Origin of the sequence: Moheibacter sp. (genome assembly GCF_049672845.1) — a bacterium.
Taxonomy (GTDB): Bacteria; Bacteroidota; Bacteroidia; order Flavobacteriales; family Weeksellaceae; genus Moheibacter.
Map to the genome: position 1 here is coordinate 165,717 of NZ_JBATWT010000024.1, position 15,948 is coordinate 181,664.

Below are 15,948 nucleotides of genomic sequence, written 5' to 3' on the forward strand. Positions count from 1 at the left end.
TTTATTCTATTTCGGCGCCTAAATTACGATATTGTTCTTTAAACTTATCGGCCCATTTCTTCCATTCTGAATATTGGGCATCCGGATGATTAGCTTTTTCTAAAAACGATTGAATGTATTGATCCGAAAAATCTTTCGGGTAATTTTCCATCGCATCGAACTCACCTTCCAACCAAGCTTCGTTTAAAATATGATTAATCACAAAGACATCTAACTGAAAGCCATACTTGTGAAATGTATTGGTAGCTGAAGATTTATAGGTTGTTTTGATAATTTCATCTTTAAAATAAGCGATAAAGTTTTTAGATTTATTTTTTTTATAAAAACCTATGGCATTTTTTATCTGTTGCTTTTCGTTTACACTGGAATTTAAATTTTCCCAGGTTTTCAACCAATATTCTTTTCGGTGAATCCCTGAAGAAATACTGATAAACAAATAATATTTATAGAATTCTGATGGTGAAATCATTTTTAGTTTCTTCAAAATTGTATAAACTCTAAACTTATCGGCAAATAACCAATCGATGATGGTTGAGTTGAGACTGAACAATTTAACTTTACGCCTCAAAAAACTCTCATGAATCTTCACTAATTTTTTACTATCAAGCGACATACTATTCCACCCTAATTTCAATAGAAAAATTTGCATATTTTCCATCTCATTACAAACTTCTTCTATGTTAATTGGAGCTGTAAACCAAACATCGTCTTCGATAACCAATACATATTCAGTTGAATTTTTCACTGCTTCATACCAATCTCTGGAAGGTATAATGCCGGAAACTTTATCTTGATTTTGGATCTGAAGTGATTTTTCGGTGTATTTTTCAGTTTGAATAATTTCTATACCCGAATGTTTTTTTTGAATTAGCTCGAGGTATTTTTCAGGTGTCCCATCATCAATAATTTTTATATGAAACTTTCCCGAAACGTTCTTTTGGATGCTTCTAAGACATCTGTCCAAATAGTGGGGACGATTAAACGATTTGATAAGGATAGTCACCATAATTATTTCACAAAAACAGATTTAATTATAAATTTCAATCTTTTAAAGAGCGGCAAAACTCTGTAGATTTCCCGTCCCCGTAGCATAGAGATTGTCTCTACGCTAAAATCGAGTTTGACTTTGTCTTTGAAAATATAAAATAATAGATTGTTTCTGTGTGAAATTAAATTTTCCAATATTTTTCCTTCAAAACCAAATCTTTCTATAATTCCATCGAGCGTTTGGACTGTTCGCTGTCTTTGTATATATTTTTCTTTGCCGCTGAAAACTCCCACGTTGATACGATAAGCTGCCATAACTTCTTTGTGATAATGGATGAACCCTAGGCGTGAATTAGCCATGTGCATGGCATAATCCCCCAAGGGCATATTTTGAAGCAACTTTGTATCGATTTCTGTTTTTCTAAAAATAACCGAAAGATTGGGGATAAAATTATTTAGTGCTAAATCTTCAGTACTTAGTTTGGATTTTAAGTTCAATGAAGGAAATTCGTTTATTTTTTCTCCATCAGGCGTAATTCGCATTGCTCGGTGAAAGGAGATGGCAAAGTTAGGATTAGCTTCTAAAAAGTCAACTTGCTTTTGCAATTTCAATGGATCAGTCCAATAGTCATCGCCTTCGCACATGGCGATGTATTTGCCCCGAGCACGTGAGAAGTTGTAGGTTGATTGTATTGTGCGAACACCTTTTGACCATTGATTTTCTGTTTGAAATATTGGCTTGATGATATGTGGATATTTTTCCTGATACTCCTTAATTATTTTCGCAGTGCCATCTGTAGAAGCATCGTCATGAATTAGAACTTCATATTCAAAATCACATTTCTGCATCATAAAGCCATCCAAGCATTCCCGAATGTAAGGAGCGTGATTATACGTAATAGAACAAATGGAAACCATTAAATTATCCATGATTTGAGATTTTATTTACAAGTTGATCAAATAAATTATTTAGGGAAGACTTCATAAATTTTGAGTAGTTCCTTAGCAACTCCGTTCCTTCTTCCTTTTCCTCAATCAAACTGCTTAACAAATCAGGCATCTCGCCCAGTTGATGTTTTAGCATATGTAATCGAAATTGATGCCCATATAAATCCTGTAATTTGGTTCCTTGCCACTTATTCATTATCCCTGCAGGAATTCCAGCTGATAAAGCTGTAATATTTGCATGTAGCGAAGATGTTAAAGTTAATGATGAGTGGACAATAGTATCTGCTATTTCTAGGATGTTTAAATCGTTGTTAAGCAAAATAAATTCATCTGGAAACTCGTCCCAAATCATTTTTAAGTATTTATAATCTTCCCAAGGTCTGATAACAGGTAATAATACTACTTGAATGTTCTCTTCTTTTTGAAATTGATATAGATACTGAGCTATTTCTTTTGCTTCCTCGATCGTGATATTATTGATTTGAAAAATAAGGTACTCTTCTTGGGGAACATATTCTTTGTAGAATTTTCCTTTTGTATTTGTATAATCCAACAAATTCGGAAAAAGCCATCCCATATCTGGGGTTATTTCTATTTTAGAATTATTTGTTTGAAGATTACCTCCTTCTAACATTTTCTTGGACAGGTTCCCTCTAACCGAAACATAGTTCAGGTTTTCTATCGCTTTCTGTATTTTTAAAAAGTGTTCTTCTTTTTCTATAGGACGCACTCCAACAGAAATCCAAGCTTTAAAGGGACCGACTAAGTCTGTCCAATCAAAAATTATATCTGATGGTAGTTCTGTTTCCAATATTTGATTGTTTTTAGTATAAATTGGCTTCCAAGTTCTTTCATCAAAAAGATGAATAACTTCGCCTCCAAAGACAATCAAAGCGTCATAAGCATTTTCTGCAATTTTTTCTTTGCTGTAAGCGATATAATCAATCCCCTCAACACTGTAATTGCTGGGAGAATAAAAGTCAATAATAGGATTTTCAATCCTCTTTTCCATCTCCATTTTAAAAATATGAGAGAAAAGAATATCTCCAAAATTATCTATATCGGCAAACGAGAAAAAAGCTATTTTAATTGACATTAGTTTTTTATTAAAGATTTAATTCCATCTACATCAAATACCGGCATTCCTATTTGCTCAAAGACTTCTTTTCTTTCTTTATAGAAATTGTCTACAAAGATGGATGCAGGTTGTTGCATGTATTTAAATTTTTGATCGTTCATTTCCATATGTATGATTTCGTCAAAAAGATTTTCGGCAATATGGTATTTTTTTAAAGTTTCTTTTAAATCGAATTCATGCTTGGTGATTAAATAAACTTTTTTTCCTTGATTTTTACTTTGGTACACAAGAGAAATGGCATCCAGACAAACTTTTCCATTGATAATCAAGGTGTCGTCAAAATCAATGAAAAGATTCTCATATTCGATTTTATATTTTGCTTTGGTTTGGGAATACCTATAAAGCTCAATGTCTTTGTGCATTACATTTATTTCAACATCCATGTCAAAATAAGCAAATGTGGTCAAAAGAGGAAGGTTAACACCCTTGTAACGATCAAAAGCCATCGTTGTGGCTATTCTTGGACAGATTTCAAGTAATTTTAAATCTCCTGACTTGTCTTCTTTCACTTGAAAAAACCAAAGTCCTTTGAACTTTAGTTCATCGTTTATTTTCTTTCCTATTTCAAAACATGCATCAATAGTTGCTTGGTCAGCTTCTACATTGATGTGTGAAACACCGTTTCTAACCAGATGTCTTTTTCTTGGAAAGGCGTATAAAAGTTCGTTGTTTTTATCAGAAAAACAATCAACCGTAAATTCATCCCCGGGTAAGAATTCTGTGACTACATTATTTTCAAATAATTCATCTTTCAAATCAGATGCATCATTTATTTTAAATGTTCCAATGCTTCCATGTCCTTTATCTGGCTTACAAAAAATAGGGTACTCGGAAATTTCATTGGATTTAAAATACTGTCTTGGTACAAAGTCATATTTACTTAGCAAATCATAAGTCTTACTTTTATAACGAGCTACTTGATTTATATTAGGATCTGCACCTACGATTTTTGTATTTATCTCATCTTTATTTTTTGATAGAAAATAAACCACATCGTCATGCGTAGGAAAAATCAAGTCTATACTATAAGTGTTTATGATTCTATTTAACTCATCTACAAAGTTTGCTTCTGAAATATTGGGAAGTGTAATTACTTTATTTTCAATAATCAAATCAGCAATACTCTCTTTGGAATTCGCTCCATATACATTTAAATGTACACTATACCTCAAAGATTCGTAAATCTCCAATGCGTTATCAGCACCACATGGATAAATTAAAATATTTCTTTTCTTCATATCAATTCATATTTATCCAATAATTTCAAGGTTTCCTCTTTGGAATTGAACATCAAGACATCAATAATCGAAAGCCAAGGAACAAATTCATTTTTGAATTGTTTGTAGACTATCGGCTTTGATTTAATAAAGTTCAAACCAATTCCTTCTTTTTGAAAATCTTCTTTTTGATACAATTCCTGTCCCCCCAACGCATTGATATAGTGAGTTGCGTTTTCTTTTTTGCAAATGTCTATTAATCTTTCTTGTCTTTCCATTCCTCGATTTTGGTATGACTCAGATGATTTTTTAAATTTTGTAGTTAAACCTAAATACTTCGATATTTCTACAATGCTTCTTATGGCCAACTCACTAATCGAATTGTATTCCGTATCTAAAAGATTTTGGATGAAAGGTTGAATCTCATTATAAAAAGGCGCCTTTTTATAGGATGACAATGTTTGTAAAAACTTGGTTTTCCATTCCGGATACAATTCGCTATGTATAAAAGACTCCAAAATCAAATTGTTTTGGGAAACTTTCTGCATCGGCACTGTGAAAGTATAATCATTTCCATTTACCAATATCCTGTTTCGGTTAATCCAACCTTTTTTTATAAAATTCACATCATCATAAAACACAAAGGTATCTACCGCTTTTATCATTTGAAAATAACCGATGTAAGGAAATATATAAGGTTGCATCACTGCAATGGTCATCTCTCTTTTTTTAGATGGTTTTTATAACTTCTGAAATTCTTTTAACTACTACCTCCTCCAAATCAAAATAGAACGGCAAACACAGCACTCTTTTTGAAACACTATCCGTTACTTCCATTTCTCTGGGATCCAAATAAGGAAGTGCCGTCGCCAAACTCGGATAAAAATAACGACGGGTCTGGATTTGATTGGCTTCCAATTTCTCCTTGACCTTTAACAATATCTCTTCGCTTTCCAACAAAATAGGATAATAAGCATAATTCTTTGTCGCTTCGGAATGCCAAAGCGGTTTCTGATGGGGGAAATCCTTTAGGTTTTCATCATAGCATTCACTCAAGGCTTTTCGTTTCTGATGGATTCTTTCGATATGATTGATATTCACTAATCCCATAGCGGCATGAAACTCGGAGTTCTTTCCATTGATGCCCAACTCCGAAAATCGGTCAAAGCCCGAAATCCCAAAGTTGCGGATGTATTTTAGTTTTTTGTTTAATTCAAAATTATTGCAAATAACCAATCCACCTTCAATGCTATGGTATAGCTTTGTAGCATGTAATGAACAAATGGAAATATCGCCGTATTCAAAAATAGATTTACCGTTTACTTGTACTCCAAAAGCGTGCGCACCGTCGTAAATGACTTTTAAGTTATGTTTTTGAGCAATTTTCTCGATGGCTTCTACATCACAAGGATTTCCATACACATGAGTTGCCAGAATTGCCGACGTTTTATCGGTAATCGCCGCTTCAATTTTTGCAGGATCGATGTTGAGTGAATTTTTCTCAATATCCACAAAAACAGGCGTACAACTTTCCCAAACAATACTGCTCGTGGTTGCGACAAATGAAAAAGGCGTGGTAATGATTTCGCCTTTTAGCTCCAAAGATTTGATGGCCATTTGCAGAGCAATCGTTCCATTGGTCACAAAAAGTAGGTTTTCAACACCTAGATGGGTTTTTAATTTTTCTTCCAATTCATTGGCAAGTGGCCCCATATTGGTCAACCAATTGCGCTCCCAGATTTCACTGATGTATTTTTTATATTCTTCTTCCGGCGGAAGAAAAGGTTGGGTTACTAATATCATTTAGGTTGGTTTTTTAATATCAATTCCTGCTTATTAACAATGACCGAATTCGCCGGAACATCTTTATGAATTACACATCCGGCACCAATGATTGAATTATCCCCGATGCTTACGCCCTTTAAAACCAAAACATTACTTCCCAGCCAACAGTTTTTTCCGATTTTTACAGGTCCATAAGTAAACTCTTTCCGATTTACTTTGAGTTCGCCGTTTCCGTGGAAATAGGCGTGATTGTGGTCATAGACTTTTACACCTTCTCCAAAAATGGTATTCTCTCCTATTTCTATGGATTTCAAACAATTAACCGAACAAAAGTTATTCATAAAAACATTCTCGCCCATTTTTAATTCGGCATTTTTGCCCACCCAAATACTAATGTAATTCCGGAAATCAAGATTTTTCCCAAACTGAAGTTTCGCCGTTTCTGAAATTTGGGCAACAAAGCCAATTCCAATTTTCACACTTTTGGCTTGGCTACGGAACCGCTTTTCACTTTCACTTCTCAGCAGGTATTTCAATAATTTCTCAAGCATAGGCAGGCTTATTTAAGAACAAACAAAGATATAATTTTTAAATTCTTCTAACTTATTATCTTTGTGCTCACAACATCAAACCCATGAATAAAATTACCGAAGTCGTAAAAATCTTCTTTGCTTATTTAGTCAGACCTCATCTTTATCCCGAATTGGGAAGAAAAATCATAAAAAATACGTTTCAACGCGGTTCAGCCACCAAAGGAAAAGAAACAGCGGAAAAATGGTGCAAAGAACGTTCAATCAGTCAGGAAGAAGCGATTCAATCCATCACAGGAAATCTTAATTATCCGAAATTGAATGAGAATTATTCAGAAATTCTTCAAAATGCTCAAAAAATAGAAGAAAATACACCCGTCAAAATGGGCGGTGCAGGTGCTTTGGATTTGATCTATAATCTCTGCGAATTCACCCAAGCCCAAAATGCTTTGGAAACGGGCGTTGCTTATGGCTGGTCATCGCTTGCCGCTTTGCTTTCGCTTGCCAAAAGAAACGGAACGCTTTATAGTTCCGATATGCCTTATTTGGGTAAGGACAATGACGTTTACGTAGGTTGCGTAGTACCGGAAAATCTTCGAAAAAACTGGAAACTTTTTCGTTTTGCAGACCGCGAGTCACTTCCGAAAATTTTCAAAGAACAATCAGAATTTGATTTTGTTCATTACGACAGCGATAAATCCTACAACGGACGTATGTGGGCCTACAATGTCCTTTGGGACAAGGTCAAATCCGGCGGCGTTTTTATGAGTGATGATATTGCTGACAATGCAGCTTTTATGGATTATTGCCTTCAGAACAAAAGAGAACCTATTATTGTAGAATTTGACGGAAAATACGCCGGATTAATTCTCAAATCCTAATTTTTCTTTACCTAAAGATTAAATTAGAATCGCCAAATAACCCTAAATTTGTCGCATGAAAATTCTTATCACAGGTACAGCTGGTTTCATCGGATTTCATCTTGCTACGAAACTAATTGCAAGAGGAGATGAAATCGTCGGATTGGACTCTATCAATGATTATTATGACATTCGCGTGAAATACGGACGCCTCGAAATGACCGGTATTTCAAAAGAATCTATCGAATATAATAAATTGGTTCCGAGCTCAATTCATCCGAATTATCAGTTCATCCAACTTAATTTGGAAGACAAATCCAACCTGGAAAAAGTTTTTGCCGAACATAAATTTGACAAAGTCATCAACCTGGCGGCTCAGGCCGGTGTTCGCTATTCGCTTACCAATCCCGATGCTTATATCGATGCCAATATCGTCGGATTTTTGAATATTTTGGAGTGTTGCCGTCATCATCAAATTAAACATTTGACCTATGCAAGTAGTTCAAGTGTGTATGGTTTAAATGAAAACCAACCTTTTTCCACTAAGGACAATGTGGATCATCCAATCAGTTTGTATGCAGCGAGTAAAAAATCAAACGAATTAATGGCGCATACCTACAGTCATTTGTTTAAAATCCCTACCACAGGATTAAGATTTTTCACGGTTTATGGCCCTTGGGGTCGTCCCGATATGGCATTGTTTCTTTTCACAAAAGCCATTTTAGAAAATCGACCGATTGATGTGTTCAACTACGGCGAAATGCAACGTGATTTTACGTATGTGGACGATATCGTGGAAGGAATTATTCGTGTAAACGATAATCCGCCAAAAGAAAATCCGGAATGGGATCCAAGCTCAGACGATGCTTCGGTTTCATCAGCTCCTTATAAAGTTTACAACATCGGAAACAATAATCCGGTAAAATTGATGGATTTCATCACGGCAATTGAAAATAAATTAGGCATCATAGCTGAGAAAAATATGTTGCCGATTCAGGCGGGCGATGTTCCAAGTACTTATGCCGATGTTTCTGATTTGATACGGGATTTGGATTATAAACCCGAAACAACCATTCAGGAAGGCATCGATAAATTTGTAGATTGGTACAGAGATTTTTTTAAGGTTTAATTTCATTCAAAATCGAGTTGTCAAGTAATCCTTGACAATTGGAATTATCAAATTATTTTGTCAAAATCAATGCCTTTAGTTTCCATCAATATCCCGGTTTACAAATGCGAAAATTATATTTTACGCTGTTTGGAATCGGCAAAAAATCAGACGTATAAAAACCTGGAAATCATCTTAATAAATGATGCAACGCCCGACAACAGCATTGAAATCATCAAAAAATTCATTTCGGACAATCCCGATTTGAACATTCGACTGCTTCACCATGAAAAAAATTCTGGATTATCGGTTGTCCGAAATACGGGAATTGATAATTCTACCGGGAAGTATATTTATATGCTCGATAGCGATGATTATATTTCAAATGATTGTATCGAAAAATTGGTAGAACTGGCCGAAAAAGAAAACACAGACATCGTCGTAGGCGAAACAATTTGCCTGGACTCTACTGACGGACAGGAAAAGTTGTTGTTTCCAATTCGTGCCGAAGAAAAAGCTTACGAAGGAAATGACTTTATTTTCGAAAGATTTATTGCAGGAGACTGGCCAATCATTGCTCCAAACAAATTATATAACCGTGAATGGATTTTAAAAAATGAGTTAAAATTCATACTCGGACTTTATTCACAGGATGAACTTTGGGCTTTTCATTGCGCATTCAAAATCAATAAAATAGCTTTTTTAAAAGAAGTTACTTATATTTATTATCTGCACGGAGCATCGACCATTTACAATAAAACCAAAGTCAATTTCGAAAACCACCAAACCATTGTCGAATGGTTTACAAAAGCCTATAAAGAAACCAATTCTAAACGAAAACAACTCATCAAAAAAAAGTTAATCGGCTTCAAGGAAACTACTTTGCAAATGCAATGGAAATCAATGCGGGACGATGTTCCTTACTGGAAACAAAATTATGCACGACTGAAAAAAGCGCCCAAATTGAGCCTTTCTGACTATTTTTCTTCGGAATTTACAACAGACCAAAAAAAAAGAAACTTATTCCTGAATTTGCCCACCGAATTAGGTTTCCGACTTTTTAAATGGCGTTACGAAAGATAGTTCTGATAATATTTTTTCAAAATCCCCGACAAATAATTTTCTTTGTCCTGTAAATTCTTTCGACGAAAGTAATCCTGAACATCGGGAATGTCAATCGAATAACTTTGTCCGGCCTTTAGCAATTCGAGTTCGGCTTTTTTGCCTAAAAATTCTTCTACAATGGCGATGATTTGGACGATGGAATAATTAGCCAAATAAGCCACATTGACAATTCGGTTGATTTTATTCTCCTGAAGTAATTCCATCGTGATTTTTACCACGTCTTCCACATCAATTAAATTTCGCGTGGCATCAATATGTGCTTTCACAACAGAATTTCCCGAAATCGAATGAACCAGAAAATTAATCAACGTATTTGGATTTCCGCCCATCCCTACCGCATTACTGACGCGTGCAATCAGATATTTTTCACAGTCAGAGGCCACTAAATGCTCCATATTGAGTTTATGGTTCACATAAAAACTCGCATTTTTGGAGGAATCGTAAATACTGCAAGTACTGAAATACACAAAAATCTTCCCGGGATTTTCCTCGATTGTCTTTCGAATTAAATTTTCTTCGCGATCAAATTGCGCCTGATCGGTTTCCAAGGAATTGGACACACCCGAAGCAAAAAAAACAACATCGTCCCGGTCGTATTCCCGAAAAGCATTTGCCACTAATCCGTTTCCTACAATCATAGTCTAGGTTTAAATTCTGTCGCCAAATTTACACATTTATCAATTAACAAATTCCCACTACATTTGCGTTGCAATTTGACAGATTTGGAAAAGAAATATTCAAAAAAATTAAACGTACAACTCATTGCCGAAACTTTCAAAGCTTTCGGAATTGAGCACATCGTCCTATCTCCAGGTTCTCGAAACGGCGCTTTGGCAACGCATTTTACGCATCATCCCGATTTTAAAACCTATAGCATCGTCGATGAACGTTCGGCGGGATTTGTGGCATTGGGAATGGCACAACAACTCAGAAAACCGGTCGTAGTCTGCTGTACTTCAGGTTCTGCGTTGGTAAATTATTATCCGGCCGTGACCGAAGCTTTTTATCAAAATGTTCCGATCATTGTTCTTTCCGCCGACCGCCCGGAGCATTTGGTCGATAATTTTGACGGACAAACCATCCGACAAAAAAACACGCTCCATGCGCATACTTATCACAGCACGCAATTGACGGAAGATGAATCCACAGAATCCCTGACCGATAATCTGGGATTAATCAAAAAGGCCGTCAACAGTTGCTTGCAAAATTCCGGTCCGGTGCATATCAATATGCCTTTTTCCGAGCCTTTGTATGAATTTCAGGATAGAATTGACATTCAGTTTGACGAATTTAAGACCGCGAATCCGCTCAGTCAAACGATTGAAATTGATTATGAAAATTTAGTTCAAAAATGGAATGCCGCCACCAAAAAACTTGTTTTAGTCGGACTTCAATTTCCTGATGAAAAATTAAACGAATGGATGAAAAAACTAGCCGATGATGAATCGGTGGTGGTTTTGACCGAAACGACTTCCAATTTGCATTCCAATCGATTTTTCAATAAAATCGACTCCGTGATTTATTCGCTGAAAGATGAAACTTTGGAAGGTTTAAAACCGGAAATCCTGCTGACAATCGGACAAAATGTAGTGTCAAAAAAAATCAAAGCTTTTATCCGAAATCACAAACCTCAACAACATTGGCACCTCGATGAATTCTGGCATCCCGATACTTTTCAGTGTCTGACCGACAAAATCCAAAGCAATCCGGTCGATTTTTTGGAAAAATTCATTCCCAAAATCTATCAGCAAAATTCGCATTATTTCAATGACTGGAATTCCATTCGAATTGAAAAAGAAATACTCCAAAATCAATTCGCCGAAACAACCGGATTTTCCGATTTCAAAGTCTTTGAGAAACTCATTGAAACTTTCCCTGAAAAAGCTCAAATTCAATACGGAAACTCGTCTGTAATTCGTTATGCGCAATTATTTGACCATTCGGCAAACAACGAAATTTTCGCCAACCGTGGCACAAGCGGGATTGACGGCTCCACTTCGACGGCTGCCGGCGCTTCGATGGTCAACGGGAAACAAACCGTTTTAGTGACGGGCGACATTAGCTTCTTTTATGACTCTAATGGGCTATGGAACAAATATTTACCCAATTCCTTTCGGATTATTCTGATCAACAATGGCGGAGGAAATATTTTCAAAATCATTCCCGGACCGGAAAATTCAGGTGTGGTAGAAGAAGTTTTTGAAACCCGACATCATTTAAGAGCAAATCATCTGGCAGAAATGTTTGGCTTTGAATACATTGAAATTAATTCGATGGAAGAATTAAATTCCGAAATCGATGGATTTTATCAGAATTCAGAAAAGCCTAAAATTATGGAAATCAATACTTCAATGGTTGAAAATTCTGCAGTTATGCGAGCTTATTTTGAAATTTAATAATTATGATAGAACTATTTAAGCATAAAAAGAGCTGGCAGGGAACTATTTTCTACGGAAAATCATATGGTAAATTTTTGAATGAAACTTTGGAATTTGATTTCGAAATCAAAAAAATTGAAGAAAATTATTTTGAAGCAATAAGTAAAGACATTTCCGGATTTGGTGTGAATCCAACAGAAGCTTTCATTAGGGGTGAAATAAATTCTAATAAAATTTCTTTCGTAAAAAAATACAGAAATGATTTGATGTTTGATGAGAATGAAGAATTTTATCTGTCAGAAAAGGAAAGTTTTCCAATTATCTATAAAGGTCTATATGATGAGAATAGCCAAACGTTTGAAGGTGATTGGAAAATGAAAGCCAAAATATACCTTTTAGGTATTATTCCAATTCCTTACAACTTAAAAGGAACTTGGAAAATGCATTGATTTATAGCACTCTCGTTGCTTTTACAAAACGTCGGTTCCAGTAAATTTCTTCCAGTGAACTGATGATTACGCCCTTTGAAGTGGAAGAGTGAATAAAGAAAATTTCGCCGTTTCGGACGGTTTCCACAATTCCTACATGACTGATATTTGAGCCCGAAGTATTGAAAAACACCAAATCACCCTCCCGGACATCGCGCAATCGGATTTCCTGTCCCTCATTGGCCTGTTCTCTTGAAATCCGTGGCATTTTCATACCTACAGCATCAAAAGCATTGATTACCAAACCTGAACAGTCTAGACCGCTTCTGGTGGTTCCTCCATATTTATAAGGTGTTCCCATATAACTCTTAGCTTCTGTCAGAACAGAATTAACCTGGGGTGTACTATAAGAAGAAGCTGCAGAATAAGTTCTGGGCGTATGGTCGGTGGTAGTTTCTGATACAGGCTTCTTTTTATGTCGATGAGAATGTCCTTTATGTACCACGTGACTTGTGGTACCGCATGACACAAGAATTCCCAAACTAAATAAAATTATGCAGTACTTTCTCCACTTCATGATTCCATGACTTTTCTCTAGCCGAAATTACAACGTATAAAATTAGAAAATAGTGCAGTTATAAACAAATAATTAACAGATTTATCAACAGGTAAAAAATGAAAGTCTTCCTATCTCATTCGGAATCAAATTCAAAGCAATTTAACCTTTTAAAATTTCCTGCAACAATTGTCTTGCACGAAGTAAACGCACTTTCACATTGGCCATCGTCAAATCCAATTCTTCGGCGATCTCCTTATAGGTTTTTTCCTCTAGAAATCTAAGTTCTAAAATTCTTCGATATTCAGGTTTTAATTTATGCAGATGAAAAAGTAATGCGTCGGAATCCTGTTGCTGAATGAGGGTTTCTTCAGGCGTGGGAAGATCTTCTTCTATATCAATCGGATAATTTTCATCGTCAAGAGAAAGTTTCAGCCCCGGCGATTTACGGATGTGATCAATCATGGTATTGTGCGCAATGGACAATACCCAGGTTTTAAAGTCAAAATCGGAATTATAAAGTTTTAGTTTGGCAAAAACTTTTGTAAAAGTCTCAATGGCAACATCTTCCGCTTCTTCTTCGTTGTTTATCTTTTGGTAAACATAGTTATAAACATTGCTCCACAACAAATCCATTAACAGGTTCTGTGCCTGACGTTTACCTCTTTTAGCATCAATAATGGTTTCTTGCAGGTTTTTCAATTCAACCTTAATTATTTAGAAATCTCTAATTTAGAAAAACTATTCGATTGAACTGATTTATCCTCTCAATAATTTCGCAGCTTCCTTGGCGAAATAAGTAAAAATCATATCGGCACCGGCTCGCTTAAAAGCAGTCAAACTTTCCAGCATGATTTTATCATGATCCAGCCAACCGTTTGCTGCAGCGGCTTTGATCATCGAATATTCGCCACTGACCTGAAAAACTGAAACCGGAATATTGTAATTACCCTTCACCATCCGAACGATGTCCAGATAAGCCATTCCGGGTTTCACCATCACAATGTCGGCGCCTTCATTGATGTCTTCTTCTACTTCGCGAAGCGCTTCATAAGCATTGTGAAAATCCATCTGATAGGTTTTCTTGTCTTTTGGAATTTCCTGATTGTCCACCGGCGCACTGTCCAAAGCATCCCGAAAAGGACCGTAAAAAGAACTTGCATATTTAGCCGCATAAGAAACAATGCCCACGTTGTAAAAGCCATTTTCTTCCAAAGCTTCTCTAATGGCTCCAATTCTTCCGTCCATCATATCACTTGGCGCTACGAAATCTGCTCCGGCAGCAGCTTGTGCAAGACTCATTTTCACCAAGGCATCATTGGTTTCATCATTCAAAACTTCGCCATTCCCGATAATTCCATCATGACCATACATGGAAAAAGGATCCAAAGCCACATCAGGCATCACAATCATTTCAGGCACCGCATTTTTGATTTCTTTTATGGTTCTCTGCATCAGCCCGTCAGGATTCCAGGCTTCTTTTCCGGTGTTATCCTTTAGATTTTCATCCACTTTTACATAAATATTCACCGCTTTGATTCCCAAATCCCAAATTTCTTTGACTTCTTTAATGGTTAAATCAAGCGAATGTCGATAAATCCCGGGCATAGAAGGAATTTCCTGTTTGATGTTTTCACCTTCAGCAACAAAAATCGGAAGCACAAAATCATTTACACTGAGATGATTTTCTCTGACAAGACTGCGAATGGATTCATTTTTTCTAAGCCGGCGATGACGGTTATATGGAAACATATTTTTTGAATTTAATCTGCAAAGTTATGAAATTGGAAGCTGGCTTTGAATGATATTTAAAAGCTTTGAACAGAAATCAGTTTTTGATTCCGTTGAGATTTCGGGAACTTCCGTTTTGTTTGAATTTCAACGGTGTCTGACCTGTAAGTCTTTTAAAATGTCTGATAAACTGACTTGACGATGCAAAAGCGAGCGAATACGCAATTTCCGAAACCGATTTTGTTGTGCTTTTCAATAAAAATTTAGCTTTTTTGATTTTCTCCATCAGAATGAATTCACTCGGCGTAATACCTACTTCCCTTTTGAAATGACGATGAAAAGTGGATTTGCTCATATAAGCTTTTTCGGCAACTTCGTCAACTGTAATTGTTTTATCCTGATTTTTACGGATATAATCAATCGCATAAGCAAGCTGGTTGACATTGGAAAGCGAGGAAGTTTCTTTCAAAAGCATATTCCGGGCTTTGGACTGCAACAAATGAATGATGAGCTCTTTTGTGGTCAGCTTGCTCAAAGTTTCTTTGTACTGATTATTGGACGAAGCCAAAAGAATTATTTTTTCGATGTAACGACTTAAAATAAAATCATTTTCAAATTTCACGGAAGAAGCATCAAGTGACCAAACTGCATTATCAATTTTGGGTGCATTTTCATTGAGCAAAAGAAGCGTTTCTTTGATTTCATCAGGCGAAATAATCAAAGCCATACATCGTGTAGGATTATGATTATCGGCTTCTGGAAAATCGATGCTCATCTGTTTACTTTTGTCCATAACAAGTGATTCGTGGGGAACAAATTCAAAAGATTCGTCTGTATCAAAATGCATCACCTTTTTTCCTGAAATCATCGTAATCAGCGAAACTTCGTCAAAGGAAAGTCCGAAACCATAAGCCCGCATCTTGGTTTCAAACAAATGTAGATCTACCTCGTCAGTATGAAAACTCAGTTGGTTTTCAATCGGCGTGACCACTTTTCCTTCTTCATATATCTTATTAATGGACGAATTCATGACAAATCTCAATGATTATTCACAGTTGACACTAAAGTACTATTTTTTGACATAAATCAATCTACTTTTTGAAATTTTTAACTTCTAACTTTATCAAAATTAAATTATTAACTATAAATAATATAAA

At 35.7% G+C, this 15,948-nt stretch carries 17 protein-coding genes; 5 read left to right on the forward strand and 12 right to left on the reverse strand.

The features are described 5' to 3' along the window. Position 1: 1 nt before the first annotated feature. From WBF63_RS11335 to WBF63_RS11365, 7 genes are read right to left on the reverse strand one after another with little or no spacing between them, the layout of a single operon-like run. Complete coding sequence (locus WBF63_RS11335; RefSeq protein WP_182041995.1) at positions 2 to 1,006, reverse strand: glycosyltransferase family 2 protein; 1,005 nt, start codon at positions 1,004 to 1,006, stop codon at positions 2 to 4. A 2-nt stretch (positions 1,007 to 1,008) separates the two neighbouring features. Continuing rightward, positions 1,009 to 1,917: a glycosyltransferase gene (locus WBF63_RS11340; RefSeq protein ID WP_424369832.1), complete on the reverse strand. Its 909-nt coding sequence runs from the start codon at positions 1,915 to 1,917 to the stop codon at positions 1,009 to 1,011. Continuing rightward, complete coding sequence (locus tag WBF63_RS11345; RefSeq protein ID WP_182041997.1) at positions 1,910 to 3,031, reverse strand: polysaccharide pyruvyl transferase family protein; 1,122 nt, start codon at positions 3,029 to 3,031, stop codon at positions 1,910 to 1,912. Before WBF63_RS11345 ends, WBF63_RS11340 begins: the two co-directional genes overlap by 8 nt. Continuing rightward, a complete protein-coding gene (locus WBF63_RS11350; RefSeq protein WP_424369833.1) occupies positions 3,031 to 4,311 on the reverse strand; it encodes an ATP-grasp domain-containing protein in 1,281 nt (426 codons plus the stop codon). The genes WBF63_RS11345 and WBF63_RS11350 overlap by 1 nt, the downstream gene beginning before the upstream one ends. Then, on the reverse strand, positions 4,308 to 5,009 hold the full coding sequence (locus WBF63_RS11355) for a WbqC family protein (protein WP_424369834.1): 702 nt from the start codon (positions 5,007 to 5,009) through the stop codon (positions 4,308 to 4,310). Before WBF63_RS11355 ends, WBF63_RS11350 begins: the two co-directional genes overlap by 4 nt. A gap of 10 nt (positions 5,010 to 5,019) precedes the next feature. Then, complete coding sequence (locus WBF63_RS11360; protein ID WP_424369835.1) at positions 5,020 to 6,093, reverse strand: DegT/DnrJ/EryC1/StrS family aminotransferase; 1,074 nt, start codon at positions 6,091 to 6,093, stop codon at positions 5,020 to 5,022. Beyond that, a complete protein-coding gene (locus WBF63_RS11365) occupies positions 6,090 to 6,626 on the reverse strand; it encodes an acyltransferase (RefSeq protein ID WP_424369836.1) in 537 nt (178 codons plus the stop codon). The genes WBF63_RS11360 and WBF63_RS11365 overlap by 4 nt, the downstream gene beginning before the upstream one ends. Before the next feature lie 83 nt (positions 6,627 to 6,709). Here WBF63_RS11365 and WBF63_RS11370 point away from each other — a divergent pair, with 83 nt between their 5' ends. From WBF63_RS11370 to WBF63_RS11380, 3 genes are all read left to right on the forward strand, one after another. After that, on the forward strand, positions 6,710 to 7,486 hold the full coding sequence (locus WBF63_RS11370; RefSeq protein WP_424369837.1) for a class I SAM-dependent methyltransferase: 777 nt from the start codon (positions 6,710 to 6,712) through the stop codon (positions 7,484 to 7,486). A 55-nt stretch (positions 7,487 to 7,541) separates the two neighbouring features. Beyond that, positions 7,542 to 8,594 (forward strand): NAD-dependent epimerase, encoded by a 1,053-nt coding sequence (locus tag WBF63_RS11375; protein WP_424369838.1) that lies wholly within the window; start codon positions 7,542 to 7,544, stop codon positions 8,592 to 8,594. A gap of 69 nt (positions 8,595 to 8,663) precedes the next feature. Next, the gene (locus WBF63_RS11380) at positions 8,664 to 9,656 is read left to right on the forward strand and encodes a glycosyltransferase family 2 protein (protein WP_424369839.1); all 993 of its coding nucleotides are present in this window, start codon (positions 8,664 to 8,666) and stop codon (positions 9,654 to 9,656) included. On the opposite strand, the gene WBF63_RS11385 is transcribed toward WBF63_RS11380, so the two are convergent. Next, the gene (locus WBF63_RS11385) at positions 9,644 to 10,336 is read right to left on the reverse strand and encodes an NAD-dependent epimerase/dehydratase family protein (RefSeq protein WP_424369840.1); all 693 of its coding nucleotides are present in this window, start codon (positions 10,334 to 10,336) and stop codon (positions 9,644 to 9,646) included. The genes WBF63_RS11380 and WBF63_RS11385 overlap by 13 nt on opposite strands. 84 nt (positions 10,337 to 10,420) lie before the next feature. On the opposite strand from WBF63_RS11385, the gene menD reads away from it, so the two are divergent. Next, positions 10,421 to 12,094 (forward strand): 2-succinyl-5-enolpyruvyl-6-hydroxy-3-cyclohexene-1-carboxylic-acid synthase, encoded by a 1,674-nt coding sequence (gene menD, locus WBF63_RS11390; protein ID WP_424369841.1) that lies wholly within the window; start codon positions 10,421 to 10,423, stop codon positions 12,092 to 12,094. 5 nt (positions 12,095 to 12,099) lie between these two features. Then, positions 12,100 to 12,525 carry a hypothetical protein gene (locus WBF63_RS11395; RefSeq protein WP_424369842.1) on the forward strand — a complete coding sequence of 142 codons (426 nt, stop codon included), beginning with the start codon at positions 12,100 to 12,102 and terminating at the stop codon, positions 12,523 to 12,525. Between the two features lies 1 nt (position 12,526). On the opposite strand, the gene WBF63_RS11400 is transcribed toward WBF63_RS11395, so the two are convergent. The 4 genes from WBF63_RS11400 to WBF63_RS11415 all read right to left on the reverse strand — a co-directional run bounded on the left by WBF63_RS11400 (position 12,527) and on the right by WBF63_RS11415 (position 15,821). Further along, positions 12,527 to 13,045, reverse strand: coding sequence for a C40 family peptidase (locus WBF63_RS11400; protein WP_424369843.1), 519 nt, complete (start codon positions 13,043 to 13,045; stop codon positions 12,527 to 12,529). Positions 13,046 to 13,222: 177 nt separating this feature from the next. After that, positions 13,223 to 13,762, reverse strand: a complete 540-nt coding sequence (locus WBF63_RS11405; protein WP_424369844.1) for an RNA polymerase sigma factor — start codon at positions 13,760 to 13,762, stop codon at positions 13,223 to 13,225. A 57-nt stretch (positions 13,763 to 13,819) separates the two neighbouring features. Further along, positions 13,820 to 14,812, reverse strand: coding sequence for a porphobilinogen synthase (gene hemB, locus WBF63_RS11410; RefSeq protein ID WP_424369845.1), 993 nt, complete (start codon positions 14,810 to 14,812; stop codon positions 13,820 to 13,822). Between the two features lie 76 nt (positions 14,813 to 14,888). Further along, positions 14,889 to 15,821 (reverse strand): helix-turn-helix domain-containing protein, encoded by a 933-nt coding sequence (locus WBF63_RS11415; RefSeq protein WP_424369846.1) that lies wholly within the window; start codon positions 15,819 to 15,821, stop codon positions 14,889 to 14,891. Positions 15,822 to 15,948: the final 127 nt, after the last annotated feature.